Genomic DNA, 24,775 nt, shown 5'->3' with positions numbered 1-24,775 from the left:
CAATTTCATGCTGATTGCCATCAGTCGCCATTGGGCCCGATACCGCCTGGCTTATCGGGTCCTGTTCTTCTCCGTGCTCCTGCTGGGCATCTATCTGGGTATGCGCCCGGCGCCGCCGCCGGTGCCCTTCAAGTTCAGCATGATTGACGCCGTCTACCATGCCGGCGGCCTGTTCGTCTGCACCCTGCTCAGCTATCCGGCCTTCCCGCGCTGGGGACGCTGGTGGCGGGCGGGTTTCATGTTCGCCGTGGGGCTGGCGGTGGAGTACGTGCAGTCCTTCCACCCTACCCGCTCGCCGGACATCCACGATATCTACGCCAACACTGCAGGTGTCGCCGCAGGCATGCTGATAGCCACTGCGGTGGCGTTCAGCGCGCGCCGAAACCAGTGAGCATGGTGCGGATCGTCTTGACGATGATCAGCACGTCCAGCCATAACGAGAAGTGCTTGATGTAATAGAAGTCATGCTCGATCTTGACCGACGTGTCTTCTGCCCCCGCGTACCCTTGCATGACCTGTGCCCAGCCGGTAATACCGGGTTTGACAACGTGCCGGTAGGAGTAGAACGGGATTTCCTGCTCGAAGTGATCCACGAACACCCGCTGCTCCGGCCGCGGCCCTATGATGCTCATGTCCCCTTTCAGTACGTTGAGAAACTGGGGGATCTCGTCCAGCCTCGATCTTCGCAGAAACCGTCCCATACCGGTGACCCGATCATCATCCTCTTCGGTAAAGCGTGCGCCATCGTTCTCCGCTTCCATGCGCATTGTGCGCAACTTGTAAAGACGGAAGTTGGCGTTACCTTCACCTACCCTTTCCTGGACGAAGAACATGGGTCCCTTGCTGTCCAATCTGATCAGCAACCCCAGCACCAGCATCAATGGCAGCCACAGCGGAGCGGCCACCACCACCATGCTGATATCCATCAGTCGTTTCAACGCGGAATATGGCGGTGAAGGCAGAAGCGCACCAAAGATATTCTCGGACAGGTGATCCACTTTGACCCTGCCGGTCATCGCCTCAATGATTTGCTGAGTGTGGAAGACCGGTATGCGGGCCAGAGCGCACTTCGCCAGAAACCGGGACCATTCATCGGGCATCGAAGCAGAATGCAGATCGGCGACAACACCGTCATACCGCCGCCCTTCGAGGTCCGGGGTTTTCAACACCGTGATAATGGCAAACGGTGTATCTATCAGCTCCCGGGTACGACCAAAGGGCACCAGCGCCAGCTTCGGGCGTCGATATCTGCGAGCCAGAAAATAGCCGGCAAAGGCCCACGCATTGGCCAGAAGGAATGAATAGGTCAGGACCTGCCTGGCGTAATACTCCTCACGCAGGAACAGAATGACTGCAAACACGGCCAGCCAGGACGTGACAAGCGTGGGAATTATGAAGGGCAGCGAGCTGGTTCCCGGGAAGCGCTTGAATTTGAGCAATACCAGAAACGACACGCTGTAAGCGATGGAGTTCGCAATCAACGTGTTGCGGTGAATTTCATGGATCGGCCAGCTGAGCAGCTCGTGGCCCCACCGGAAAAAGTTGGGCAGCATCACAACCACAGCAAAGCCCAATAGAAACTGGAAAGCCAGGCTGAATATCAGCCGCTCATACCAGCGAGAATGGCGACGTTCAAATGGACGATTCTGCAATCCTGACTCCCTGTGATTCATTAAACGGCCACACGCCACTCAGACGCCATGCTTCTTTGCCATTGCAGCGGCACATTCTACCCGATTCACAGTAATGCAATAGGGGGGTCTCCTGGACTTCTGCGACACGGCTTCATTCTTGCGGAACTAATCAGCCCACCCAACGACAGAAATAGAGATACCCCGCCACGGACAGGCCGTTTTTCACCTGACTGGAGTCCGTAATGCCGTACTGGGATCTCTTTACCGACCGCGCACTCTGGATGCAGCTGAGTATTCTGGTGGTCGTCACCCTCGGAACCTATCTGCTGCTGAGAGTTGCCCTCCGGGTGCTCAGTCGCCAGCTGATGCAGCGCAACGAGAAGCCTCACTCCCGTGTGTTCTATTTCGGTTCCGCACTGCTGCTCAAGACCAGCAAGCTGCTGCTGTTCGCCTTTGCCCTGATGATCGGCCTCAAGACCGTGGAGCTGTCGCCCCGTTGGGAGGCGGCCATGGCCCACGGCTGGTTCATCGCGCTGGCCTTCCAGATCGCGCTCTGGGCCGACCATGCAGTGCAGTTGTGGACCACCAGCCTGCATCGCGATGGCAAGGCCCGCAACCCGGTGACCACCACCCTGATCGGTATCATGGTGCGATTGGTGATCTGGACCGTGATGCTGCTGTCGATCCTGTCCAATCTGGGCGTCGATATCACCGCGATGATCGCCAGTCTCGGGGTGGGCGGCATTGCCATTGCCCTGGCGGTACAGACCCTGCTGAGCGACATGTTCGCGTCCATGTCGATCGGTATCGACAAGCCCTTCGAGATCGGTGATTTCGTGGTGTTCGGCGAGGTGGCCGGCACCATTGAGCATATCGGTCTCAAGACCACCCGCATCCGCGCCCTGAGTGGCGAGCAGATTGTGGTGGCCAACGCCGATCTGCTGTCGCAGATAGTGCATAACTACAAGCGCATGAACACCCGGCGGATCGTGTTCACCTTCGGTATCAGCCCCAATACGCCGGTGGAAAAGGTACGCCAGGTCAGCGGCGAGGTGCGCCGCATCATCGAGGGCATGGACGAAACCAACTTCGACCGGGCCCACTTCTTCGCCTTCAACGAGAGCCAGCTGACCTTCGAGGTGGTCCACATCGTGCAGACGGCGGATTACAACAGGTACATGGACATCCAGCAGGAGATCAATCTGCAGCTGCTGCAGGCCCTGCGTGACATCGAGGTGAAGCTGGCCTTCCCGATCCGCAAGCTGGAATTCATTGGCGGCGATCTGCCGCAGGTACAGGTGGCCGGCGTGCCGCAGGACAAGGGTTCAGCCAATGATGCGCCCTACCGCGGGCGACCCGATGGCGCTTGAACACTCGACGAAGCGCCCATAGTGCGGCAGCATAGGCGTTCGATTGACGGCTCGATTTTGGGAGAACCCATGAGCAACAGCTTTTTCCGCCGGCTGCTGCCGGCATCCCTGATGCTGGCCATGATGGCTGGCTGCAGCAGTACCCCCGATATCTCCCCCAGCCTGCTTACCCAGCACGACTGGACACTGGTAGACGCTACCGATGCCGACGGGCATCAGGATGCGTCCCTTCAGGGTGGTGACGAACCGCCGGTGTTGCTGACATTTCAGGAACAGCGACTGGGCGTGCGCAATGCCTGTAACCACATCGGCGGTAATTACAAGCTCTCCGCCGACAAGCTGAAAGTGGGTAATCTGATGCAGACCTTGATGGCGTGCGAATCCGAACTGATGGCGCGGGAATCGGCCATCAAGACCCGGCTGCAGAAGCCCCTGCGGGTGCAGTACGACGCAGCCACCTCGCGGCTGACGCTGATCAATGACGCCGGCGTCATGGTGTTCGAGCCGGTGGACAAGTAGCCCTGCCCCCTGTAGGAGCACCGCCTCGGTGCGACCCGACCTAGCCCGCATTCGCACCCGGGGCGGGTGCTCCTACGATACGGGGGGGGGGTAGACTTGGTGTAGGAGCACCGCCGGATCGCCGGACCGCTCGGTGCGAACCGGTCCGGCACATATTCGCACCCGGCGCGGGTGCTCCTACAACTACGGCACGACCTCCCCCTGTAGGAGCACCGCCGGATCGCCGGACCGCTCGGTGCGAACCGACCTAGCCCGCATTCGCACCCGGCGCGGGTGCTCCTACAACTACGGCACGCCCTCTCCTGTAGGAGCACCGCCTCGGTGCGAACGGCGCCGCGCCGGGATCCGCCGATCAACTTCAAGCCCGACGGACCGTTGCCAGCAACCCTGCCGCGAGCACGAACATGGCGGCGAAGCTGCGATTGACCAGGCGCTGCTGCCGTGGCGAGTCGAGCAGTCGTATGACTCGGGAGGCCAATCCGGTGTACCCGGCCATGACGATAAGATCCACGGTCACCATGGTCAGCGCCATCACCACATACTGAGGAACCAGCGGCCGCGCCGGATCGAGAAATTGCGGCAACACCGCAAGGATGAATACGATGGCCTTAGGGTTGCTGGCGTTGACGATGAAGCCGCGCAGGACCAGACTCAGCGGCCGGCCAATCGGGCGGTGCTGCAGGCGCATCTCCTGCACCGGTGCGTGCCACTGGCGGTAACCGAGATACAGCAGGTAACCGACACCGAACCACTTGATCAGCGCAAAGCCCAGGGCCGAGGCGGCCAGCAGCGCCCCGACCCCTGCAGCGACGATGGCAATCTGCATCAGCAGGGCCAGCTGCAGCCCAATGGCGTTCCAGTAACCCCGGGCAAAACCGTAGTTCAGCCCACTGGCCATGGAGGCGACGGCGCCCGCACCGGGGCTAAGGCTGATGATCCAGCAGGCCAGCAGAAATGCCAGCCAGGTGTCGAGACTCATGGTGTCCTCCGGCACAATGCCGTAAAGCAGGAAACGCAATGATACCAGCCCCGTCGGCCCGCGACTGACCTGTATTTCAGGGCTGGGTAAAGGCAGGTAAAGTCGTCTTTACAAACGCCCCTCCCCCCACCGACTGGCATATCCTGTGATCAGGGTCGACAGGGAATTTTGCCCCAGCGGGTCGGTCCAAACGGGAAAGTACGAGGGTACCACCATGAAATTCACACGCCTGACCACAGCGCTTTTTGCAGCTGTGGCTCTATTCGCTACCGCCGCATCGGCTGGCCCTGCCGCCCCCGGCAAGCCGCATGATCATCGCAAGTTTCACCCCCATCAGCAGCACCGGCCGATGCACCATGCACCGCCGCAACACCGCGCTCCGCCGCGCCAGCAAAGCCAGTGGTTGTGGGAGCGTCAGCGCGATGATCGTATCTACAACAGCCAGCCCCGTCGGCCGCCGCAGCACAACCAGCATCACCGCCCGCCGCACCGTGACCAGCTGCGCCGGGAGATCCACCGTCACAGCCACTACCTGCGGCCGGCACCGCCGCTGCCGCGGCATGTGCACCTGGTAGTAGGCCACCCCCTGCCCCATGGCTGGAGTCACAAGGTCCCGCCGGGCCATGTACGCCACCTGCCGCATTACCCCGGCTATGAGTGGCACAGCGCAGGCCGCGACCTGGTGCTGGTAGCCGCCGCCACCGGTGTGATCTACACGATATTGGATAATGTGTTGAATTGAGGTCCACGGCTCTTGTGCCGCCCTCACTTGTAGGAGCACCCGCGCCGGGTGCGAATGTGTGCCTGCCCGGTTCGCACCGGGGGCGGTGCTCCTACAAACACACCTGCCTCCACCTCGCGCCGTAGGAACACCCGCGCCGGGTGCGAATATGTGCTTGACCGGTTCGCACCGGGGGCGGTGCTCCTACAAACACACCTGCCTCCACCTCGTATCGTAGGAGCACCCGCCTCGGGTGCGAATATGTGCTTGACCGGTTCGCACCGGGGCGGTCCGGCGATCCGGCGGTGCTCCTACAAACACACCTGCCTCCACCTCGTATCGTAGGAGCACCCGCCTCGGGTGCGAATATGTGCCCGCCCCGTTCGCACCGGGGGCGGTGCTCCTACAAACACACCTGCCACCACCTCGCGCCGTAGGAGCACCCGCGCCGGGTGCGAATATGTGCTTGACCGGTTCGCACCGGGGGCGGTGCTCCTACAAATGAACCTGCCTCCACCCCGTATCGTAGGAGCACCCGCGCCGGGTGCGAATATGTGCTTGACCGGTTCGCACCGGGGGCGGTGCTCCTACAAATGAACCTGCCAGCACCTCGTATCGTAGGAGCACCCGCGCCGGGTGCGAATGAACTGTTCCCCTGCGACGGGCTGCGCTAGCATTCGGCTTTCCATGGCGTTTCTGGATGGCCCATGAGCAAACCGCGCACTCGCCCTGCTTTTACCCTGTTCTTTCCCCTGGCGGCGCTGCTGGCCGCTTTGGCAGTGCCCCTGTCCATGTTCGCCATGCTGTCCGGCACCGGCTGGCCTGCGGGTCTGGTGGGCAGCGGTCATGGTTTTGAACTGATCTTCGGTTTTGCCCTGGCGCTGATCGCCGGTTACACCCTGGGGCCGCAGCCGGCGCGGGTGCTCTATCCGCTGATTGCCCTGTGGCTGGCGGCACGGCTGCTGCGTATCCCCTTCCCGGATCACCCATTGGCCCTGCCGCTGGCGGCGGCTTTTGCTCTGTTGCTGGCCTGGCATGTGGTACCGCGATTTCGCGCTGCCCGGCAGTGGCGTAACAAATCCACCGGTCCACTGATCCTGACCCTGTGCCTGCTGCCGCTCTGCTGGTTGCTGTTGATGCTGATCTGGCATCGTTGGCCGGGGCTGGCAGCATCCATTGATCTGAACCTCAGTCGTCTGATGCACGCCGGGGTGCTCTGTCTGCTGTTGCTGATGAGCTTTATCGGGGGGCGGCTGATCGCGCCTGCGGCGGCCATCACGCTTGAACAACAAGGTGTCGAGCCCCGGGCACGGCTGCAGCCGCGACTGGAAGGAGCGCTGATCATTCTGCTGGGTCTGGCCATTGTGGCATTGTTGGTGCCGATTCTGTCCGACGGCCAGAGCTATCCCCTGGCAGGAGGCGCGCTGCTGGCTGCCGGCATGGTCCTGCTGGTAAGGAATATTCGCTGGCAGCTGTGGCGTTGCGGCAGCCGGCCGGATCTGCTGGGCTTCGGGATGGGGTATCTGTGGCTGGCATTGGGCAGCCTGGCCACGGGGCTGGCCTTTGTCGGGCAACGGCCTGCGGTCTCGGCGCTGCACCTGATTACCGTGGGCGGTCTGGGGACGCTGTCCACCAGTGTGATGCTGCGGCTGTACTTCCAGCGCGGCTTCAAGACACCGCCGGTGACTGGGTGGGTGCTGTGGACAGTTGGGTTGATTGCCGTGGCGGTGGTGTGCCGATTCATGGCGGGAGATACGCCGTTGGCCAGGCCGGTGTTGTTGAGTTTGTCGGCGGGGAGTTGGGCGGTGGCGTATTTGAGTTTGGCGGTGTTGTTGGTGCGGTTGGGGTGGCGGTTGAAGTAGCGTTTGCCGCGGGGGAGGTTTGTGCTTGCCCGTTCGCACCGGGGGCGGTGCTCCTACAAATGAAGCTGGCACCACCCCGTACGGTAGGAGCACCCGCCCCGGGTGCGAATGCGTGCCCGCCCGGTTCGCACCGGGGGCGGTGCTCCTACAGATGAACCTGGCACCACCCCGTACTGTAGGAGCACCCGCCGCGGGTGCGAATGTGTGCCGGACCGGTTCGCACCGGGGGCGGTGCTCCTACAAACAAACCGTGCCGTAGGGGTTTATTCGGCGCGGGTCCAGGTGGAGGTGCGGCCGAACATGGGGGTGCCGACGAAGCCGCGGAGTTTGAGTACGTTGTCTCCTTCCAGGGTAATGCGGCCCTGGTAGGTTTTGCCGCTTTCCGGGTCGTAGACGCGGCCGTCCTGCCAGGTTTTGCCATCGCCGCTGGGCTGCATGTCCCAGAGGATGCGCAGGCCTTCCAGCGGGCGGTCGCGCAGAGATTCGTCCGGATTTTTTTCGTCGCGCTTGGGCTGGCCTTCAGCATCCAGGGCGTCGGCGATCCACACCAGGTCGCCGCAGAGCTTGTCGCCGCAGGGGCTTATCTGAACACGGCCCTCCTTGTCTTCGGTGTCCCACAGTCCTGTCGGATCGGCCAGTGCATTGCCGGCCTGCAGCAGGCCAAAGGTGAGTATCGACAGGCTGGTCAGGCGAAGGAGTCTGCTCATGTGTTGTTATTCCTCGTTGTGGCGGATTCTGTTGCGCATATTACGGCAGCCATGGCGCCGTTTCGGTATGGGTTGTGTATCACTCGGATGACCGGCCGGTCGGCTTGACCACCCATTCCGGGTCTTCGAATTCACCCAGCGGTCGGATCTCGCAGAAGGGCGCGGCGCTGCGGATGATGGCGGCGACATCCGGGTTGTGCTGGCCCTCCATGGCATCACGCTGCTCCTTGCTGTCCCAGCTGGCGATGGCAATCAGGGTGCGCGGGTCGCCGATCTTGCGGTGCAGCTCGGTACCGCGAGCGCCCGGTGCACGCTGGATGATCTCGCTGGCCCGAACCCAGGCGTCAGCGTATTCCTCGGCGGTGTGGCCGTCCTTGATGTGGACTTCGAATATGTACTTCATTGCACCTTTCGCTTTGTCTGCCCATGGAATTGACCAGTATAGGAAGTCCTTCACAGGCAGACTGGCGGATCTGCTGCTTTACTGGTCAGTACATTTTCGTCACAACGTGAGGTAGGACCATGGGTTGGATAATGACTCTGATCATCGGCGGTATTGTCGGCTGGCTGGCCAGCATCATCATGAAGACCAATGAGCAGATGGGGCTGATTGCCAACATCATCGTCGGCATCATCGGCTCGGTACTCGGCTTCTGGATTGCCGGGCTGCTGGGCTTTGAGGAAGGTGGCGCCATCATCCGCTTCATCATCGCCATCGGCGGTGCCGTATTGCTGATCTTCATCCTGCGGGCGATCGGGGTGTTCAAGAAGGCCTGAGGCTCTGAGTAGAGGGGGGTGTTCCCCCCTCTACAGATGACCCGCACTCCCCAAAAGGGTACAATTGCCGGCTTTGATCCGTTTATCCAACTGAAGCCGAGTGCCCATGTCCAGCAACCAGCCCAAACGTCAGATTCTCGTTACCAGCGCCCTGCCCTATGCCAACGGTTCGATCCATCTGGGGCATATGCTGGAATACATCCAGACCGACATCTGGGTCCGCTTCCAGAAACTGCGCGGCCATCAGTGCATCTACGTCTGCGCCGATGACGCCCATGGCTCGGCCATCATGCTGCGCGCGGAGAAGGAAGGCATCACGCCCGAGCAGCTGATCGACGCGGTCAAGGCCGAGCACACCGCCGACTTTGCCGACTTTCTGGTGGATTTCGACAACTACTACTCCACCCATTCCGAAGAGAACCGCCAGCTGTCCGAGCTGATCTACGAGAAGCTCAAGGCCAACGGTCACATCAGCACCCGTTCGGTGACGCAGTACTTCGACCCGGAAAAGGGCATGTTCCTGGCCGACCGCTTCATCAAGGGCACCTGCCCGCGGTGCGCCGCCGAGGACCAGTACGGTGACAACTGCGAGAAGTGCGGTGCCACCTACGAGCCGACCGAACTGAAAGACCCGCGCTCGGCCATCTCCGGCGCGACCCCGGTGCTGAAGGATTCCAAGCACTTCTTCTTCACCCTGCCCGACTTCCAGGACATACTGAAGGAATGGACCCGCAGCGGCACCCTGCAGGATGCCGTGGCCAACAAGATCGCCGAATGGCTGGATTCCGGGCTGCAGGAGTGGGATATCAGTCGTGATGCGCCCTACTTCGGCTTCGAAATCCCCGGCGAGCCGGGCAAGTATTTCTACGTCTGGCTGGACGCGCCGGTCGGCTACATGGCCAGCTTCAAGAATCTCTGCGCCCGTCGCCCGGAGCTGGACTTCGATACCTTCTGGAGCAAGGACTCCACCGCCGAGCTGTACCACTTCATCGGCAAGGACATCATCAACTTCCACACCCTGTTCTGGCCGGCCATGCTGGAAGGCGCCGGCTTCCGCAAGCCCACCGGGGTGAACGTGCACGGCTACCTGACCGTCAACGGGCAGAAGATGTCCAAGTCCCGCGGCACCTTCATCAAGGCCCGCACCTATCTGGAACACCTGGCACCGGAATACCTGCGCTACTACTACGCCTGCAAGCTGGGCCGTGGCGTGGATGATCTGGACCTGAACCTGGAAGACTTCATCCAGAAGGTCAACTCCGACCTGGTGGGCAAGGTGGTGAACATCGCCAGCCGCTGCGCCGGATTCATCCACAAGGGCAACGGCGGCGTGCTGACTGACGCCAACCCGGCACCGGAGCTGAGCGACGCCTTTACCGCCGCCTTCCCGTCGATTGCCGACGCCTACGAAAAACGCGATTTCTCCCGCGCCATGCGCGAGATCATGGCCCTGGCCGACAAGGCCAACGCCTGGATCGCCGACAAGGCTCCCTGGGCACTGAACAAGCAGGAAGGCAAGCAGGACGAAGTGCAGGCCATCTGTTCGCTGGGCATCAACCTGTTCCGTCAGCTGATCATCCTGCTCAAGCCGGTCCTGCCGACCCTGGCCGCCGACGCCGAGGCTTTCCTCAACCTGCCGTCGCAGCAGTGGAGCGACCTGGACAGCCACCTGGGCACCCACCAGCTCAATGCCTTCAAACCGCTGCTGACCCGTATCGAGCCGGCCAGGGTTGAAGCCATGGTCGAGGCCTCCAAGGAAGACCTGGAAGCCACCAGCACCAGCGCTCCGGCGGGCAACGGCGAGCTGGTCAGGGAGCCCCTGGCCCCGCAGATCGACTTCAATGCCTTTGCCGCGGTGGATCTGCGTATTGCCCTGATCGAGAAAGCCGAGTTCGTGGAGGGTGCGGACAAGCTGCTGCGCCTGACGCTGAACATCGGCGATGAGACGCGTAACGTGTTCTCCGGCATCAAGAGCGCCTATCCCGACCCGAGCAAGCTGGAAGGCCGGCTGACGCTCTATGTGGCCAACCTGGCTCCGCGCAAGATGAAGTTTGGTGTGTCCGAGGGGATGGTGCTGGCGGCCGGGCCTGGTGGTGAGGAGATTTATCTGCTGAGCCCGGATCAGGGGGCCAAGCCGGGGCAGCGGGTGATGTGATTCGGCTGTGTGTCCTCCCGGCCAAAGCAATGGACAACACAAATGACTGAATTCGTTCTCATACTGCTCAGCACCATCCTGGTGAACAACTTCGTGTTGGTTCAGTTCCTCGGGCTTTGCCCGTTCATGGGGGTGTCCGGGAAGCTGGAGACGGCGCTGGGCATGTCCATGGCGACAACCTTTGTGCTGACCCTGGCCTCGATCCTCAGCTATTTGACCTACCAGTACATCCTGCTGCCGCTGGACCTGGAGTTTCTGCGGACCATTTCCTTCATTCTGGTGATTGCCGTGGTGGTGCAGTTCACCGAGATGGTGGTGCACAAGACCAGTCCCCTGCTGTACCGGGTGCTGGGGATTTTTCTGCCGCTGATTACCACCAACTGCGCGGTGCTGGGGGTGGCTTTGCTGATCACCAACCGCGAGGGGCAGACCTTCATGACGGCGGCGACCTACGGTTTCGGTGCAGCGCTGGGCTTTTCCATGGTGCTGGTACTCTTTGCCGGGCTGCGTGAGCGGATTGCCATTGCCGATGTGCCTATGCCCTTCCGAGGCGCGGCGATCGGCATGATCACCGCCGGGCTGATGTCGCTGGCGTTCATGGGCTTTACCGGACTGATCAGGATCTGAGCATGGGCATGGTAATCACCGCCGTTGCGGTCCTTCTGCTGCTGGCATTGGTATTCGGTGCGCTGCTCGGCTATGCCGCGGTGCGGTTCCGCGTTGAAGGTGATCCCATTGTCGATCAGATCAACGCACTGCTGCCGCAGACCCAGTGCGGTCAGTGTGGCTTTCCCGGGTGCAAGCCCTATGCCGAGGCGATTGCCAATGGCGAGGCGATCAACAAGTGCCCGCCCGGTGGCGAGACGACCATTCAGGCGCTGGCTGATCTGCTGGATGTGGAGGCGTTGCCGCTGGATGGGGAGCATGGTGAGGAGAAGCCGCCGATGGTGGCCTATATCCGTGAGGCCGAGTGCATCGGCTGCACCAAGTGCATCCAGGCCTGCCCGGTGGATGCCATTCTGGGGGCGGCCAAGCAGATGCATACGGTGATCGTGGATGAATGCACCGGATGCGACCTGTGTGTGGAGCCCTGCCCGGTCGATTGCATCGACATGGTGCCGCTGCCGGTAACCACCCGCAACTGGCGCTGGGATATGCCACCGGCACCACCCCTGGCCGCTGCCGAGCGGGGAGCTGCCTGATGACCGCGCAGATCCGTCTCCATGACATTCCCGGCGGCATTCACCCGCCGGAAAACAAGGCTCAGTCCACGGGCCGTGGTGTGGAACAGCCGCCACTGCCTGCGCGCCTGATCCTGCCCCTGCTGCAACATATCGGGGTGCCGGCGGAACCCGTGGTCAAGGTCGGTGATCATGTCCTCAAGGGGCAGCTGCTGGCCACGGCCCAGGGCCGCTTCAGCTGCGCGTTACATGCTCCGACCTCCGGCACCATAGCCGAGATCGGACCGGCACCCTACCCCCATGTGTCGGGGCTGCACGAGCCGGCCATTGTGCTGGACAGCGACGGTGAAGACCGCTGGATCGAGCTGGAGCCGATTGCCGACTATCGCGCTCTGGATCATGTGACCCTGGTGGAGAAACTGGCTGCGGCGGGCATCAGCGGCATGGGTGGTGCGGGTTTTCCGACTGCAACCAAACTGCTGTCGCGTCCCGACCACCGCATCGAGACGCTGATCATCAACGGTGCCGAGTGCGAGCCCTACATCACCGCCGATGACATGACCATGCGCCATTACCCGGCGCAGGTGGTGACGGGCATTGAAATCCTCATGCATGTGCTGACCCCGGAGCAGGTACTGATCGGCATCGAGGACAACAAGCCCGAGGCCATCGCGGCGATGCGCGAGGCGGCGCAGCACAATCCGACCATCCGCGTGGTGCCGATACCGACCAAATACCCCTCCGGCGGCGAGAAGCAGCTGATCCAGATTCTTACCGGCAGGGAAGTACCCAGTGGCGGGCTGCCGGCGGATATCGGTGTGCTCTGTCAGAACACAGGTACCGCACTGGCGGTACACGATGCGGTGATGCTGGGCCGCCCGCTGATCAGCCGCGTGGTGACCCTCACCGGAGGCGCACTGGAGCGGCAGACCAACGTGCAGGCGCTGATCGGCACCCCCATCAGCGAGCTGCTGGCCTTTGCCGGATTGCAGCCCGAGCGTTTGCATCGACTGGTGCTCGGCGGGCCCATGATGGGCTTCACCGTGGACCCGCAGGCACCCATCATCAAGACCAGCAACTGCCTGCTGGCGGCGACCGAACAGGAACTGCCCACGCCGCCCCCGGCACTGCCCTGCATCCGCTGCGGCCTGTGCGCCGAGGCCTGCCCGGCCCAGCTGCTGCCCCAGCAGCTGCACTGGTTCGCCCTGGGCAAGGATTATCCGCAACTGCAGCGCTACAACCTGTTCGACTGCATCGAGTGCGGTGCCTGCGCCTATGTGTGCCCGAGCAGCATTCCGCTGGTGCAGTACTTCCGTGCAGGCAAAGGCGAGATCCGCGCCATAGAGCAGCAGCACACCAAGGCCGAGCAGTCCCGCGTGCGTTACGAGCAGCGCCTGGAGCGCCTGCAGCGCGAGGCCGAACAGCGTGAGCGCGATCGTCTGGCTCGCGCCGAGAAGGCAGCTCGGGCCAAGGCTGCCCGGGAAGCGCGGGAGGCGCAGGAGCAGCAGACCGGCGCAGCGACGGAACCGGATCTGGCTCGGGTCAAGGCCAGGATTCCGACCCTGAGTCCGGAGCAGAAGCAGCTCAAAATCGCCGCCGCCACCGCCCGCATGGCGTTGCAGAAGGCACAGAAACAGTTGAACGCGAACCCGGACAACAGCGACCTGCAGGCGCAGGTGGTCCAGCTGGAACAGGCCCACGCCGAGGCCCAGCGGGCGTTCGATCAGGCAACCAGTCAGGAGGACACCTGATGGCCATGGCTCCCATCAGCCCGCCCCATGCCATGGGCAGCAACCGTACCCGCACCATCATGCTGCAGGTGCTGGGAGCGACCCTGCCGGGGGTGGCGTTGCTCACCTGGTTCTTCGGCTGGGGCACGCTGATCAACATCCTCCTGGCAAGCTGCTTTGCCCTGGTCATCGAGGCGCTGATCCTGCATCTGCGCAAGCGCCCGGTGATGTTCTTCCTCAACGATGGCAGCGCCCTGGTGACCGCCTGGCTGCTGGCTCTGGCCTTGCCGCCCTACTCGCCCTGGTGGCTGGTGCTGGTAGCTACGGGCTTTGCCATGGTCTTCGGCAAGCATCTGTACGGCGGCCTGGGGCAGAACCCCTTCAACCCGGCGATGCTCGGCTATGCGGTGGTGCTGGTGTCCTTCCCGGTGGAGATGACCAGCTGGCCGGTATGGCGCGGCATTGAACAGTTGCAACCGGTGCTGACGCCCACTCTGGGGCTGCTGGAGGGTCTGCAGCGGGTGTTCATCCCGGGCAGCCTGCCCGCCGATGGCTGGGCTACGGCCACCGCACTGGACGTAGTGCGCAACAACAGCGCTTTGACAATGGCCGAGCTGCGTGCCACCGAGCCTGCGCTGGGCGGGATGGCCGGCCGTGCCTGGGAATGGGTCTCGCTCGCCTGGCTCGCCGGCGGGCTTTTTCTGCTCTACAAGCGTATCTACAGCTGGCATGCGCCCGTGGGCATGCTCGGGGCACTGGCACTGGTGAGCCTGTTGTTCTGGAATGGCGATGGTTCGGCCAGCAACGGCTCGCCGCTGTTTCATTTGCTCGGTGGTGCGACCATGCTGGGCGCATTCTTCATCGTCACCGACCCCGTCAGCTCCGCTACCAGCCCCCGTGGGCGTCTGGTGTTCGGCGCTGGCGTGGGCGTGCTGGTGTATGTGATTCGGGTCTGGGGCAACTATCCGGATGCCGTGGCCTTTGCCGTGCTGCTGATGAACCTGTGCGCGCCGACCATCGATTACTACACCGCGCCACGGACCTACGGCCATGCCCGGGCCAACCGTGGTATGGGCAAGAGCCAGAGCGAGAGACAGTGATATGGAAAAGACTCTGACTCCCGGCCGCTCGGTGCTGCGCAATAGCCTGATCCTCGGCGTGTTCGCCATCTTTACCGTGGGTGTTATCGCCTTTATCCAGCAGGCCACCAGCGAACGTATCGCCAGCGAACAGCAGCGCATGCAGATGCGCGCGCTGAACGAGATCATCCCCGATGATCAGCACGACAACGACCTGCTGGAGGATGGCTTCAGCATTGCCGATCGCAGCCTGCTGCGCCTGCCGGAGCCGGCGACCGCCTGGCGCGCTCGCCGGCAGGGGGAGGTGGTCGCCGTCATACTGCCGGCAGTGACCATGGATGGCTACAGCGGGCGTATCGATCTGCTGGTCGGCATCCGTGCCAATGGCGAGCTGGCCGGCGTGCGCATCACCAACCACCGGGAAACCCCGGGCCTGGGCGACAAGCTCGAGGCCGACAAGAGCCAGTGGATCTTCAGTTTCGAGGGCAAGAGCCTGAGCATGCCGGCCCCTGAAGGCTGGGCGGTGCGCAAGGACGGCGGCGAATTCGACCAGTTTGTCGGCGCCACCATTACCCCCCGGGCGGTGGTGCGGGCCGTGCGCAATGCCCTGCTGTACTTCCAGCAGCACCGTGACGAGCTGCTGCAACTGAGCGGACAGGAGGCCAGCCATGGCTGACAAGCGCTATTCCGAACTGGCGGCCGATGGTCTCTGGCACAACAACGCCGGCCTGGTGCAGCTGCTGGGACTCTGCCCGCTGCTGGGTGTCAGCAGCAGCACGGTGAACGCCCTGGGGCTCGGCATCGCTACCATTCTGGTGCTGGTGTGCTCGAACGTATCCGTGTCGCTGATCCGCAGTGCGGTAACCGACGCTGTACGCCTGCCCGCCTTCGTCATGATCATCGCCTCCATGACCACCTGCATAGAGCTGCTGATGCAGGCCTATACCTATGAGCTGTTCCTGATCCTGGGCATCTTCATCCCGCTGATCGTGACCAACTGCATCATCCTCGGTCGGGCCGATGCCTTTGCCGCGAAGAACCCGGTCCTGCCCTCGGCGGTAGACGGCTTCATGATGGGCGCAGGCTTTGCCCTGGTGCTGCTGGTTCTGGGCATGCTGCGTGAGCTGGTCGGCCAGGGCACCCTGTTCGCCAACATGCACCTGCTGCTCGGCCCCATCGCGGCGAACTGGACCTGGGTGGTATTTCCCGATTACAAGGAAGTGCTGTTCGTCATTCTGCCGCCCGGCGCCTTCCTGTTCATGGGCCTGCTGATTGCGTTGAAGAATGTAATCGACAATCAGATCAAGGCCCGCCAGGCCCAGCGCCTGGAAGCCCCCGCTGCCGCTGGCAGCAAGCGAGTACGCGTGACCGGAACCATCAGCTGATAATGAACAAAGCCAAGCGTTACGAGATCTTCAGCCGGCTGCGGGATGACAACCCGCACCCGACCACCGAGCTGAACTACAGCACCCCCTTCGAACTGCTGATCGCGGTAATCCTTTCCGCCCAGGCTACCGACGTGGGGGTCAACAAGGCCACCGACAAGCTGTTCCCGGTGGCCAACACCCCCGAGGCCATCCATGCCCTGGGCGTTGAGGGGCTGTCCGAGTACATCAAGACCATCGGCCTGTTCAACAGCAAGGCGAAGAACGTCATCGAAACCTGCCGCATCCTCATCGAGAAGCACGGCAGCCAGGTGCCGGAGACCCGCGAAGAACTGGAAGCCCTGCCCGGCGTGGGCCGCAAGACCGCCAACGTGGTACTCAACACCGCTTTCGGCCATCCGGTGATGGCAGTGGACACCCACATCTTCCGGGTCAGCAACCGTACCGGTATCGCCCCGGGCAAGACGGTGCTGGAGGTCGAGAAGAAACTCATGCGCCATGTGCCGCGGGAATTCCTGCAGGATGCGCATCACTGGCTGATCCTCCATGGGCGTTATGTATGCAAGGCGAGGACACCGCAGTGCGGCAGTTGCCGGATCGAAGATCTGTGCGAATACAAGCACAAGACTTCGGACTGAAACAGTATCGGTAAAATCTGGATTTTCGATACAAAAAATCTATTTCCGCTTCCATTCGACTCCCGTTATAAGGTGCGCAAACGCCAACCTTCAATAGTGGAGTGGAGATATGGCCAACGCTGAAACCGATATCGAACTGGATGATGAGGATTTCCTGGAAGAGGAAGAAGCGCCCGAGACCGAGGCGCTGACCACCAAGTCCAGCCTGACTCGTCGGCGTCAGATCGACGATTATCTGGAGCAACGGCGCCTGGAGAAGGAACTCGCCGATTACGACTTCGACCTGGATTGAGGGCGCCGATAGCGCTCATTGAGAAATACTCTTTCCCGTTCCGGGAGCGGGCCCCCAGAATAGCCGAAACAGGAATTATTCCTATCTACGCTTTCTGGGGAACCCGATGCTCAAGACCATTACCTTTGCAATAATGCATTTCACCATCGCCTTCGGTGTGGTCTACGCCATGACCGGAAGCGTTCTTCTGGGCGGCGCAGTAGCCCTGATCGAGCCATCGCTCAATACCGTGGCCTTCTATTTTCATGAGCGGGTCTGGCGCCGGCTGGAGCGGCGCCAAAACCCGTCCCCGGGCCTCGGACTTCCGGTATTTAGGGCCTGAAACCCCGTCATCAGTGGCGTGAAGCCGTTGCGCTTAACGGAACTAATCTCATAATTGCGGGTATAGTTCATGAAGCCAAACGGAAATCTCGATGAACCGATACCTACAGTACCTGGGCCTGTGCCTGGCAGGCCTGCTGTGCCTTCCCGCGCTTGCCGACGAGCCGGGCTACCCGGTCACCAATCCCTTCCTGGCGACCATAGTCGGCACGCCACCGCAGCTGGTATGGCCTGTGCCGGAAGAGCCGGAAGTGCGCCAGACCGACCTGTCGGTACGGGTGCTGCCGGAACGGTATCTGCCCCCGGTACTGTCACAGTACCGTGACCTGCATTACCGGCTGGCCTGGCACAACAAGCCGGCGCCCCTGGTGTTTCTCATTGCCGGTACCGGCTCGGGCTATGACAGCCCGCGGCTGGACTATCTGAAGCGGGCATTCTGGAATGCCGGCATGCACGTGATCGTCATGTCGTCACCCACCAACCATGACTTCATCGCCGCAGCATCACGCAGCGGCCTGCCGGGCCTCGGCAAGGATGATGCGCGGGATCTGCACAGTGCGATGTCGCTGGCGGTGGAACATGCGCGCATTGAGAAGGAGCTGGAGATCACCGATTACCGCCTGGCTGGCTTCAGTCTCGGTGCGCTGAACGCGGCCTTTGTCGCCCATCTGGATGAGGACCTGCGACAGTTCAACTTCTCGCGCACCCTGCTGCTCAACCCGCCAGTGGATCTGTACGACTCCATCCACCGCCTGGATGCCCTGGCGCGGACCCAGATCGATGGTGTCAGCAGCGCTGACAGTTTCTACGAGCATATCTTCCAGAAGCTGGCGAGGTACTTCGAGGCCAGCGGGGGAACCGATATCGAGTCCGGCCTGTTCTATGGCATCCAGAGTTCCGACGAAGCCCTGACTGATGCCGAAATGGCGACCCTGATCGGCGCGGTGTTCCGCTTTGCCGCCGCGGATCTGAATTTCATGGCGGACCTGATCACCGAGGGCGGACGCTACGCCCCGGCAGGTGAAACGCTGAAGGTCAGCACCTCGCTCACCCCCTACCTGCGCCGGGCGCTGTTCTGCGACTTCAGCTGTTATCTGGAAACCCAGCTGTGGCCGAACTGGAGCAGCCGCAACGTCGGCAAGAGCATGGAGGACATGGCCTGGGAGACAAGCCTGCAGAGCATAGAGTCCTTCCTGCGTAACAATCCGGATATCGCAGCCCTGACCAACGCGGACGACTTCATTCTCACCGCCGACAACTACCGCTTCATCGCCGAGACCTTCGGTGAACGCGCCTTCCTCTACCCCCACGGCGGGCACGGCGGCAATCTCCAGTATCTGGACGTGATGAAGCAGATTCTGGCCTTCATGGAAGGAGAACAGCCATGATCAGCAAGATGTTCAAGGGCATGGCGGTGGTTTGTGTGCTGCTGGCGAGTACCGCTGCCCTGGCGCTGGATCAGATCCCCGAATACCGGGACCCGCTGGCGGAGCTGACCATCGACTCCGAGGGCAACAACTACCAGTTCGAGCATTCCAGCCTCAGGGCGCTGAAGATCCATGATCCCATCGAAGGCTTCAACCGACGCATGTACCGGTTCAACGGGCAGTTCGATCGGTATGTATACCTGCCGGCAGTCAACGCCTATGTGAAGGTGACACCCAAGTTCGTGCGCTCGGGGGTATCCAACGTTTTTGCCAACCTGGCCGATGTGCCCAACCTGGCCAACAGCCTGGCCCAGGGCAAGATGCAGAAGAGCGGCCGGACCACGGCGCGCTTGCTGCTGAACACCACCATAGGGGTGCTGGGGATCTTCGACGTGGCCAAGGCCTTCGGGCTGCCCCAGGAGTCCGAGGACTTCGGCCAGACCCTGGGCTTCTACGGCGTACCCGAAGGCCCCTACCTGGTCCTGCCCCTGCTCGGCCCTTCCACCCTGCGAGACACCACCGGCCGCGCCGTGGACTGGTCAATCGAAGACGCCGCCGCCTTCCTCGACAATCGCAGCTACATGAACGATAACCCATGGACCTACGGGCTCTATGCACTGGACCTGCGCTACATCAACGGCTTCCGCTACGGCTCCCTCGACAGCCCCTTTGAGTACGATCAGGTGCGGTATCTGTATATCAAGCTGAGAGAGCTGCAGATCAAACGGTAACCGGGATGTAGCGCACCCACGCCAGGCCAACCCGAGCCGGAGCAATCCCGGGAAGGACGAGCACCAGCTCGTCCGCGGTGCAGCAGGAGGACTCGCCCCTCGAGCCAGCAGGCGCGCTACGCTGTTCGCACCCGGGGCGGGTGCTCCTACAAAGACTATAACGCCCGGGAGAGGCGAGCTTAAGCCGGTGCCGCCTGGGAGGGACGAGCACCAGCTCGTCCGCAGTGCAGCAGGAGAACTCGCCCATCGAGCCAGCAGCGCGCTACGCTGTTCGCACCCGGGGCGGGTGCTCCTACAAAGACTATAACGCCCGGGAGAGGCGAGCTTAAGCCGGTGCCGCCTGGGAAGGACGAGCACCAGCTCGTCCGCAGTGCAGCAGGAGGACTCGCCCCTCGAGCCAGCAGGCGCGCTACGCTGTTCGCACCCGGGGCGGGTGCTCCTACAAGGCTACGATGCCCAGAAGGAAGGCTACGATGCCCAGAAGGGGCGAGCTTATCGCCACCCTACACCCGAAAGATGATGTGATCTTCCCAATCCTCATCCGCCACGCTGCCTTCCGCCAGCATCCGCCCGGCCTGGGAGATGCCGGTCTTGTGCACGGCCTGGGAGTCGCCGCAGATCAGGTGGTGCCACGGCGGCAGATCTTCCCCTTCGGCCACCAGGCGGTAGGCGCAGGTCGGGGGAAGCCAGGCGAACTCCGCGGCGCTGGCCGGGGTCAGCTGCACGCAGTCGGGCACATGCTTGCGCCGGTTGGGATAGTCACTGCAGCGGCAGGTCTTGAGGTCCAGCAGCTTGCAGGCGATGCGCGTGTAGTAGACAGTGTTGGGGTCATCCTCGTCCTCGAGCTTCTGCAGGCAGCACAGACCGCAGCCGTCGCACAGGGACTCCCACTCCTGGCGGTCCATCTGTTCCAGGGTCTTGCGCTTCCAGAAGGCGGTCACTACCTGTGCCATATCAAGCCTCCTCCCTCAGCCGGTCTGCAAGCCACTCAAGCAGCTCGCCCAGCCCGAAGGGCCAGTCCAACTCTGCTCCGGTATCGTCCCGCCGCAGGACCGGAATGCGCAGTTCGTACTGCGCCATGAGCGCCGGGTCCTCGGTGATATCCACCTGTCTGACCACAACGCCGTTGCCTTCCAGCGGACGGGTGAGCTGCAGGCATTCCTCGCACAAATGGCAGGCGGTGGTTCCGAACAGGGTAAGGGATATGGTCATGCAATGTTCCAGTACAGGCAGAATCAGATGGATCGGCGACCATTCTACCCTGTTGCCCCCGGGGCCACACCCTTGGCAGCCCGACGGCATTGCCACATACTCGATGGCTTCTGATCGGAGGACATAATGGATTGGGAAACACTGCTGTGCCGTGAGCGTCTCGGCAAACCCGTCGCCAGTTCCGAGGAGCTGGGCCGCACACCCTTCCACAAGGATCATGACCGCGTCATCTTCTCCGGCGCGTTCCGCCGCCTCGGCAAGAAGACCCAGGTTCACCCCGTTTCCAGCAACGACCATATCCACACCCGCCTGACCCACAGCCTGGAAGTGAGCTGCGTTGGCCGCTCGCTGGGCATGCGGGTGGGCGAGATGCTGCGCGGGGTACTGCCGAGCTGGTGCGAGCCGGCGGACCTGGGGGTGATCATCCAGGCGGCCTGTCTGGCCCACGACATCGGCAACCCGCCCTATGGCCATTCCGGCGAGGATGCCATTCGCCACTGGTTCCACAAGGCCGATGCCCAAGGCTGGCTGGAGGACATGACCGAGGCGCAGCGGCTTGATTTCCTGAACTTCGAGGGCAATGCCCAGGGTTTTCGCGTGCTGACCCAGCTGGAGTATCACCAGTTCGACGGCGGCATGCGCCTGACCTACGCAACCCTGGGCGCCTATCTGAAATACCCCTGGACCTCCGGGCACGCGGACATCGCAGGCTACAAGAAGCACAAGTTCGGCTGCTACCAGGCAGAGTATCCGGCGCTGTTGCAGATCACCGAGAAGCTAGGCCTGCCGCCGCTGGGGGACCAGTGCTGGGCGCGCAGTCCTCTGGTCTATCTGGTCGAGGCTGCCGATGACATCTGCTATGCGCTGATCGATCTGGAAGATGGTCTGGAAATGGAGCTGCTGCGCTACAGCGAAGTGGAGGACCTGCTGCTGGGCCTGGTGGGTGATGACCTGCCGGAAACCTATCGCCTGCTCGGCCCGCAGGACTCCACTCGGCGCAAGCTGGCGATTCTGCGTGGCAAGGCCATCGAACATCTGGTCAATGCGGCGGCGGAAACCTTCATTGCCCAGCAGCAGCCTCTGCTGGCCGGGACCTTGGAGGGTGATCTGGTCAGCCATATGCCCGAAGCCGCCCGCCGCTGCGTGCAGGACGCCAAGCGCATGGCCCGGGAGCGGATCTTTCAGGACAAGCGCAAGACGCTGCACGAGATCGGCGCCTACAGCACCCTGGAGACGCTGTTGGAAGCCTTCTGCGGCGCGGTGAATGAGCAGCAATCGGGGCACAGCCTGAGCTTCAAGCACCGCCGTATTCTCGACCTGCTGGGCAACAATGCCCCCAAACCGGATTGGGACAGGTACTCAAGCTATATGCGGGTGATTGATTTCATTGCCGGGATGACGGATCTGTATGCCGCGGATATGGCGGCGCAGATACGGGGCATACATCCGGCGAGGTGATTCGGTGGGTGGTTGAGGGTGGCGCAGCGCGGGTGCGCTACACCCCGGGGGAACGCTGAGAGTCAGCTCGATGCGTTCGCCCTCCCGGGCGTCGTGGCCTTGTAGGAGCACCCGCCCCGGGTGCGAACAGCCTGGTACCCCTGCTGGCTCGATGAACGAGTGCTCCTGCTGCACCGCGGACGAGCTGGTGCTCGTCCCTCCCGGGGGTGCCGGCTCGGGGGAGCGCTCCTGGCCGTCGTGCCCCTGTAGGAGCACCCGCCCCGGGTGCGAACAGCCTGGTACCCCTGCTGGCTCGATGAACGCGGTCTCCTGCCGCACCGCGGACGAGCTGGTGCTCGTCCCTTCCGGGGGTGCGCCGGGTCGGGTGGCGAGCACCGCTCGCCGACGTATGCGCGCAGACAATGCAGGCGTAGCGCGGCTGCGCTACACCCCGGAATCAGTCTCCCCGGCTGGGGGACAGCAGTTCGATCTTGTAGCCGTCGGGGTCTTCGACGAAGGCGAGGATGCTGGAGCCGTGCATCATGGGACCGGCTTCGCGCACGACCTTGCCGCCGGCGGCCTTGATCTGTTCGCAGGCCTTGTAGACATCATTCACTTCGATGGCGATGTGACCGTAGCCGGTACCCAGGTCGTAGCTGGGAGTGTCCCAGTTGTGGGTCAGCTCCAGCACGGAGTTCTCGGCTTCGTTACCGTAGCCGACGAAGGCCAGGGTAAAACGCCCTTCGGGGTAATCCTTGCGGCGCAGCAGGGTCATGCCCAGTACTTCGGTATAGAAGGCGATGGATTTTTCCAGGTCGCCCACGCGGAGCATGGTGTGCAGAATGCGCATGGTGTTTCTCCTCAGGTTGGTTCTCGACAGCAGATCGCCCGGCACTCCTTCCAGAGTAGACCGGGCGATCTCAATGGTGCCGGTTCAGCTGATCAGATCAGCTTGCGGCCCTTGTTGGCGGCGATGCGCAGGCGCAGCGCGTTCAGCTTGATGAAGCCCGCTGCGTCGGCCTGATCGTAGGCACCGGCGTCGTCTTCGAAAGTGGCGATGTTCTGGTCGAACAGCGAGTCGTCGGACTTGCGGCCCACGACGATGACGTTGCCCTTGTACAGCTTCAGGCGTACCACGCCGTTCACGTTGACCTGGGAGGCGTCGATCATCTGCTGCAGCATGACGCGCTCGGGGCTCCACCAGAAGCCGTTGTAGATCAGCTCGGCATACTTGGGCATGAGGCTGTCCTTCAGGTGCGCCACTTCACGGTCCAGGGTGATGGACTCGATGGCACGGTGCGCCTTGAGCATGATGGTGCCGCCGGGGGTTTCGTAGCAGCCGCGGGACTTCATGCCGACGAAGCGGTTCTCGACGATGTCGGTACGGCCGATGCCGTTTTCGCCGCCGACCTTGTTCAGGTAGGTCAGCACTTCGGCGGGGGTCATTTCCTTGCCGTCGATGGCGACGATGTCACCGTTGCGGTAGCTCAGCTCGATATAGGTGGGCTTGTCCGGAGCGGCTTCGGGGGACTTGGTCCAGCGCCACATGTCTTCTTCGTGCTCGGTCCAGGTGTCTTCCAGCACGCCGCCCTCGTAGGAGATGTGCAGCAGGTTGGCGTCCATGGAGTAAGGGGACTTCTTCTTGCCGTGGCGCTCGATCGGAATACCGTGCTTCTCGGCGTAGTCCATCAGCTTCTCGCGGGACAGCAGGTCCCACTCGCGCCAGGGAGCAATCACCTTCACGCCCGGCTTGAGTGCGTAGGCACCCAGCTCGAAGCGCACCTGGTCGTTGCCCTTGCCGGTGGCACCGTGGGAGATGGCGTCAGCACCGGTTTCGTTGGCGATCTCGATCAGACGCTTGGCGATCAGCGGACGGGCGATGGAGGTGCCCAGCAGGTATTCGCCTTCGTAGACGGTGTTGGCGCGGAACATCGGGAACACGAAGTCGCGGACGAATTCTTCACGCAGGTCGTCGATGTAGATTTCCTTTACGCCCATGGCCTGCGCCTTGGCACGTGCGGGCTCAACCTCTTCGCCCTGCCCCAGATCCGCAGTGAAGGTGACCACCTCGCAACCGTAGGTGTCTTCCAGCCACTTGAGGATTACCGAGGTATCCAGACCGCCGGAATAGGCCAGGACGACTTTCTTAACATCAGTCATTACGTGCTCCCTAGGATGAGTGTTACCGGCGCAGCGAGAGGCACCAGCCAAAGTGCCTATTCTACCGCCGCGGGGCAAGCATTTACAGGGGGCTCGGCGGGCTTGAGGCAGTTTGTTCGCACCCGGGGCGGGTGCTCCTACAGGTGGGGTGACGCGTTCGATTGTAGGAGCACCGCCTCGGTGCGAAGCGAAGGCAAACCAAAACACCGAGCCTGCCCCGTTCGCACCCGGGGCGGGTGCTCCTACGGTTGGAGGTGTATCCTGGTTCCGGTGCAGGAACACCGCCCCCGGTGCGAAAGCGGAGTCAAACCACAGCACCGGGCCCGCCCGTTCGCACCCGGGGCGGGTGCTCCTACAAGGTGGGGTGGCGCGTTCGATTGTAGGAGCACCGCCTCGGTGCGAAGCGAGTCAAACCAATACACCGAGCCCGTCCGTTCGCACCCGGGGCGGGTGCTCCT

At 62.6% G+C, this 24,775-nt stretch carries 27 protein-coding genes; 19 read left to right on the top strand and 8 right to left on the bottom strand.

All coding sequences use genetic code 11. From position 1 onward, the window contains the following. Positions 1-7 precede the first annotated feature (7 nt). Positions 8-391, top strand: coding sequence for a VanZ family protein (locus tag VF673_RS12210; protein WP_440292150.1), 384 nt, complete (start codon positions 8-10; stop codon positions 389-391). On the opposite strand, the gene VF673_RS12205 is transcribed toward VF673_RS12210, so the two are convergent. Then, on the bottom strand, positions 369-1,652 hold the full coding sequence (locus VF673_RS12205; protein ID WP_440292149.1) for an exopolysaccharide biosynthesis polyprenyl glycosylphosphotransferase: 1,284 nt from the start codon (positions 1,650-1,652) through the stop codon (positions 369-371). The two genes, VF673_RS12210 and VF673_RS12205, sit on opposite strands and share 23 nt — an antisense overlap. A gap of 224 nt (positions 1,653-1,876) precedes the next feature. On the opposite strand from VF673_RS12205, the gene VF673_RS12200 reads away from it, so the two are divergent. Both VF673_RS12200 and VF673_RS12195 read left to right on the top strand, forming a co-directional pair. Next, on the top strand, positions 1,877-3,004 hold the full coding sequence (locus tag VF673_RS12200; protein ID WP_440292148.1) for a mechanosensitive ion channel family protein: 1,128 nt from the start codon (positions 1,877-1,879) through the stop codon (positions 3,002-3,004). A 69-nt stretch (positions 3,005-3,073) separates the two neighbouring features. Then, positions 3,074-3,523, top strand: coding sequence for an META domain-containing protein (locus VF673_RS12195; RefSeq protein WP_440292147.1), 450 nt, complete (start codon positions 3,074-3,076; stop codon positions 3,521-3,523). A gap of 358 nt (positions 3,524-3,881) precedes the next feature. Here VF673_RS12195 and VF673_RS12190 read toward each other — a convergent pair whose 3' ends face one another. Further along, complete coding sequence (locus VF673_RS12190; protein ID WP_440292146.1) at positions 3,882-4,502, bottom strand: LysE family transporter; 621 nt, start codon at positions 4,500-4,502, stop codon at positions 3,882-3,884. A gap of 214 nt (positions 4,503-4,716) precedes the next feature. On the opposite strand from VF673_RS12190, the gene VF673_RS12185 reads away from it, so the two are divergent. After that, on the top strand, positions 4,717-5,244 hold the full coding sequence (locus VF673_RS12185; RefSeq protein ID WP_440292145.1) for an anti-virulence regulator CigR family protein: 528 nt from the start codon (positions 4,717-4,719) through the stop codon (positions 5,242-5,244). A 686-nt stretch (positions 5,245-5,930) separates the two neighbouring features. Next, a complete protein-coding gene (locus VF673_RS12180) occupies positions 5,931-7,085 on the top strand; it encodes an NnrS family protein (protein WP_440292144.1) in 1,155 nt (384 codons plus the stop codon). 263 nt (positions 7,086-7,348) lie between these two features. Here the strand turns inward: VF673_RS12180 and VF673_RS12175 are convergent, their stop codons facing one another. Continuing rightward, positions 7,349-7,792 (bottom strand): DUF2147 domain-containing protein, encoded by a 444-nt coding sequence (locus tag VF673_RS12175; protein WP_440292143.1) that lies wholly within the window; start codon positions 7,790-7,792, stop codon positions 7,349-7,351. Positions 7,793-7,871: 79 nt separating this feature from the next. Continuing rightward, positions 7,872-8,195, bottom strand: a complete 324-nt coding sequence (locus VF673_RS12170) for an antibiotic biosynthesis monooxygenase family protein (RefSeq protein ID WP_273125821.1) — start codon at positions 8,193-8,195, stop codon at positions 7,872-7,874. Positions 8,196-8,326: 131 nt separating this feature from the next. On the opposite strand from VF673_RS12170, the gene VF673_RS12165 reads away from it, so the two are divergent. The 13 genes from VF673_RS12165 to VF673_RS12105 all read left to right on the top strand — a co-directional run bounded on the left by VF673_RS12165 (position 8,327) and on the right by VF673_RS12105 (position 19,508). After that, positions 8,327-8,569 (top strand): GlsB/YeaQ/YmgE family stress response membrane protein, encoded by a 243-nt coding sequence (locus tag VF673_RS12165; protein WP_320331247.1) that lies wholly within the window; start codon positions 8,327-8,329, stop codon positions 8,567-8,569. 106 nt (positions 8,570-8,675) lie between these two features. Then, positions 8,676-10,724 (top strand): methionine--tRNA ligase, encoded by a 2,049-nt coding sequence (gene metG / locus VF673_RS12160; protein ID WP_440292142.1) that lies wholly within the window; start codon positions 8,676-8,678, stop codon positions 10,722-10,724. A gap of 42 nt (positions 10,725-10,766) precedes the next feature. Then, positions 10,767-11,351: an electron transport complex subunit RsxA gene (gene rsxA / locus VF673_RS12155; protein WP_440292141.1), complete on the top strand. Its 585-nt coding sequence runs from the start codon at positions 10,767-10,769 to the stop codon at positions 11,349-11,351. Positions 11,352-11,353: 2 nt separating this feature from the next. Further along, positions 11,354-11,926 (top strand): electron transport complex subunit RsxB, encoded by a 573-nt coding sequence (rsxB, locus tag VF673_RS12150; RefSeq protein WP_273125815.1) that lies wholly within the window; start codon positions 11,354-11,356, stop codon positions 11,924-11,926. Beyond that, positions 11,926-13,656 carry an electron transport complex subunit RsxC gene (rsxC, locus tag VF673_RS12145; protein WP_440292140.1) on the top strand — a complete coding sequence of 577 codons (1,731 nt, stop codon included), beginning with the start codon at positions 11,926-11,928 and terminating at the stop codon, positions 13,654-13,656. Before rsxB ends, rsxC begins: the two co-directional genes overlap by 1 nt. Continuing rightward, on the top strand, positions 13,656-14,735 hold the full coding sequence (gene rsxD, locus VF673_RS12140) for an electron transport complex subunit RsxD (RefSeq protein WP_440292139.1): 1,080 nt from the start codon (positions 13,656-13,658) through the stop codon (positions 14,733-14,735). The genes rsxC and rsxD overlap by 1 nt, the downstream gene beginning before the upstream one ends. A 1-nt stretch (position 14,736) precedes the next feature. Beyond that, positions 14,737-15,390, top strand: a complete 654-nt coding sequence (gene rsxG, locus VF673_RS12135; RefSeq protein WP_440292138.1) for an electron transport complex subunit RsxG — start codon at positions 14,737-14,739, stop codon at positions 15,388-15,390. Beyond that, a complete protein-coding gene (locus VF673_RS12130) occupies positions 15,383-16,099 on the top strand; it encodes an electron transport complex subunit E (RefSeq protein ID WP_440292137.1) in 717 nt (238 codons plus the stop codon). Before rsxG ends, VF673_RS12130 begins: the two co-directional genes overlap by 8 nt. A gap of 2 nt (positions 16,100-16,101) precedes the next feature. Next, the gene (gene nth / locus VF673_RS12125) at positions 16,102-16,737 is read left to right on the top strand and encodes an endonuclease III (protein ID WP_090537214.1); all 636 of its coding nucleotides are present in this window, start codon (positions 16,102-16,104) and stop codon (positions 16,735-16,737) included. A 109-nt stretch (positions 16,738-16,846) separates the two neighbouring features. Further along, positions 16,847-17,029, top strand: a complete 183-nt coding sequence (locus VF673_RS12120; RefSeq protein WP_090537216.1) for a PA3496 family putative envelope integrity protein — start codon at positions 16,847-16,849, stop codon at positions 17,027-17,029. Positions 17,030-17,135: 106 nt separating this feature from the next. After that, positions 17,136-17,351 carry a DUF2061 domain-containing protein gene (locus VF673_RS12115; protein ID WP_440292136.1) on the top strand — a complete coding sequence of 72 codons (216 nt, stop codon included), beginning with the start codon at positions 17,136-17,138 and terminating at the stop codon, positions 17,349-17,351. Positions 17,352-17,442: 91 nt separating this feature from the next. Beyond that, complete coding sequence (locus VF673_RS12110; protein WP_440292135.1) at positions 17,443-18,738, top strand: serine/threonine protein kinase; 1,296 nt, start codon at positions 17,443-17,445, stop codon at positions 18,736-18,738. Continuing rightward, complete coding sequence (locus VF673_RS12105) at positions 18,735-19,508, top strand: MlaA family lipoprotein (protein WP_440292134.1); 774 nt, start codon at positions 18,735-18,737, stop codon at positions 19,506-19,508. The genes VF673_RS12110 and VF673_RS12105 overlap by 4 nt, the downstream gene beginning before the upstream one ends. A gap of 503 nt (positions 19,509-20,011) precedes the next feature. On the opposite strand, the gene VF673_RS12100 is transcribed toward VF673_RS12105, so the two are convergent. Together VF673_RS12100 and VF673_RS12095 are read right to left on the bottom strand one after the other, a co-directional pair. After that, positions 20,012-20,461 (bottom strand): YcgN family cysteine cluster protein, encoded by a 450-nt coding sequence (locus tag VF673_RS12100; RefSeq protein ID WP_440292133.1) that lies wholly within the window; start codon positions 20,459-20,461, stop codon positions 20,012-20,014. Between the two features lies 1 nt (position 20,462). Next, on the bottom strand, positions 20,463-20,720 hold the full coding sequence (locus VF673_RS12095) for a glutaredoxin family protein (RefSeq protein WP_090537226.1): 258 nt from the start codon (positions 20,718-20,720) through the stop codon (positions 20,463-20,465). Positions 20,721-20,846: 126 nt separating this feature from the next. Between VF673_RS12095 and VF673_RS12090 the strand changes: the two genes are divergently transcribed. Continuing rightward, complete coding sequence (locus tag VF673_RS12090; protein WP_320331236.1) at positions 20,847-22,178, top strand: deoxyguanosinetriphosphate triphosphohydrolase; 1,332 nt, start codon at positions 20,847-20,849, stop codon at positions 22,176-22,178. Positions 22,179-22,614: 436 nt separating this feature from the next. Here the strand turns inward: VF673_RS12090 and gloA are convergent, their stop codons facing one another. After that, positions 22,615-23,007, bottom strand: a complete 393-nt coding sequence (gloA, locus tag VF673_RS12085) for a lactoylglutathione lyase (RefSeq protein WP_090537230.1) — start codon at positions 23,005-23,007, stop codon at positions 22,615-22,617. Between the two features lie 92 nt (positions 23,008-23,099). After that, entirely contained in the window at positions 23,100-24,317 is a 1,218-nt protein-coding gene (locus VF673_RS12080) for an argininosuccinate synthase (protein WP_090537232.1), read from the bottom strand. Between the last annotated feature and the right edge of the window lie 458 nt (positions 24,318-24,775).

Origin of the sequence: Halopseudomonas sp. Lyrl_26 (genome assembly GCF_051948695.1) — a bacterium.
Classification (GTDB): Bacteria; Pseudomonadota; Gammaproteobacteria; order Pseudomonadales; family Pseudomonadaceae; genus Halopseudomonas; species Halopseudomonas formosensis.
This window is presented reverse-complemented; position numbering and strand designations above follow the sequence as displayed.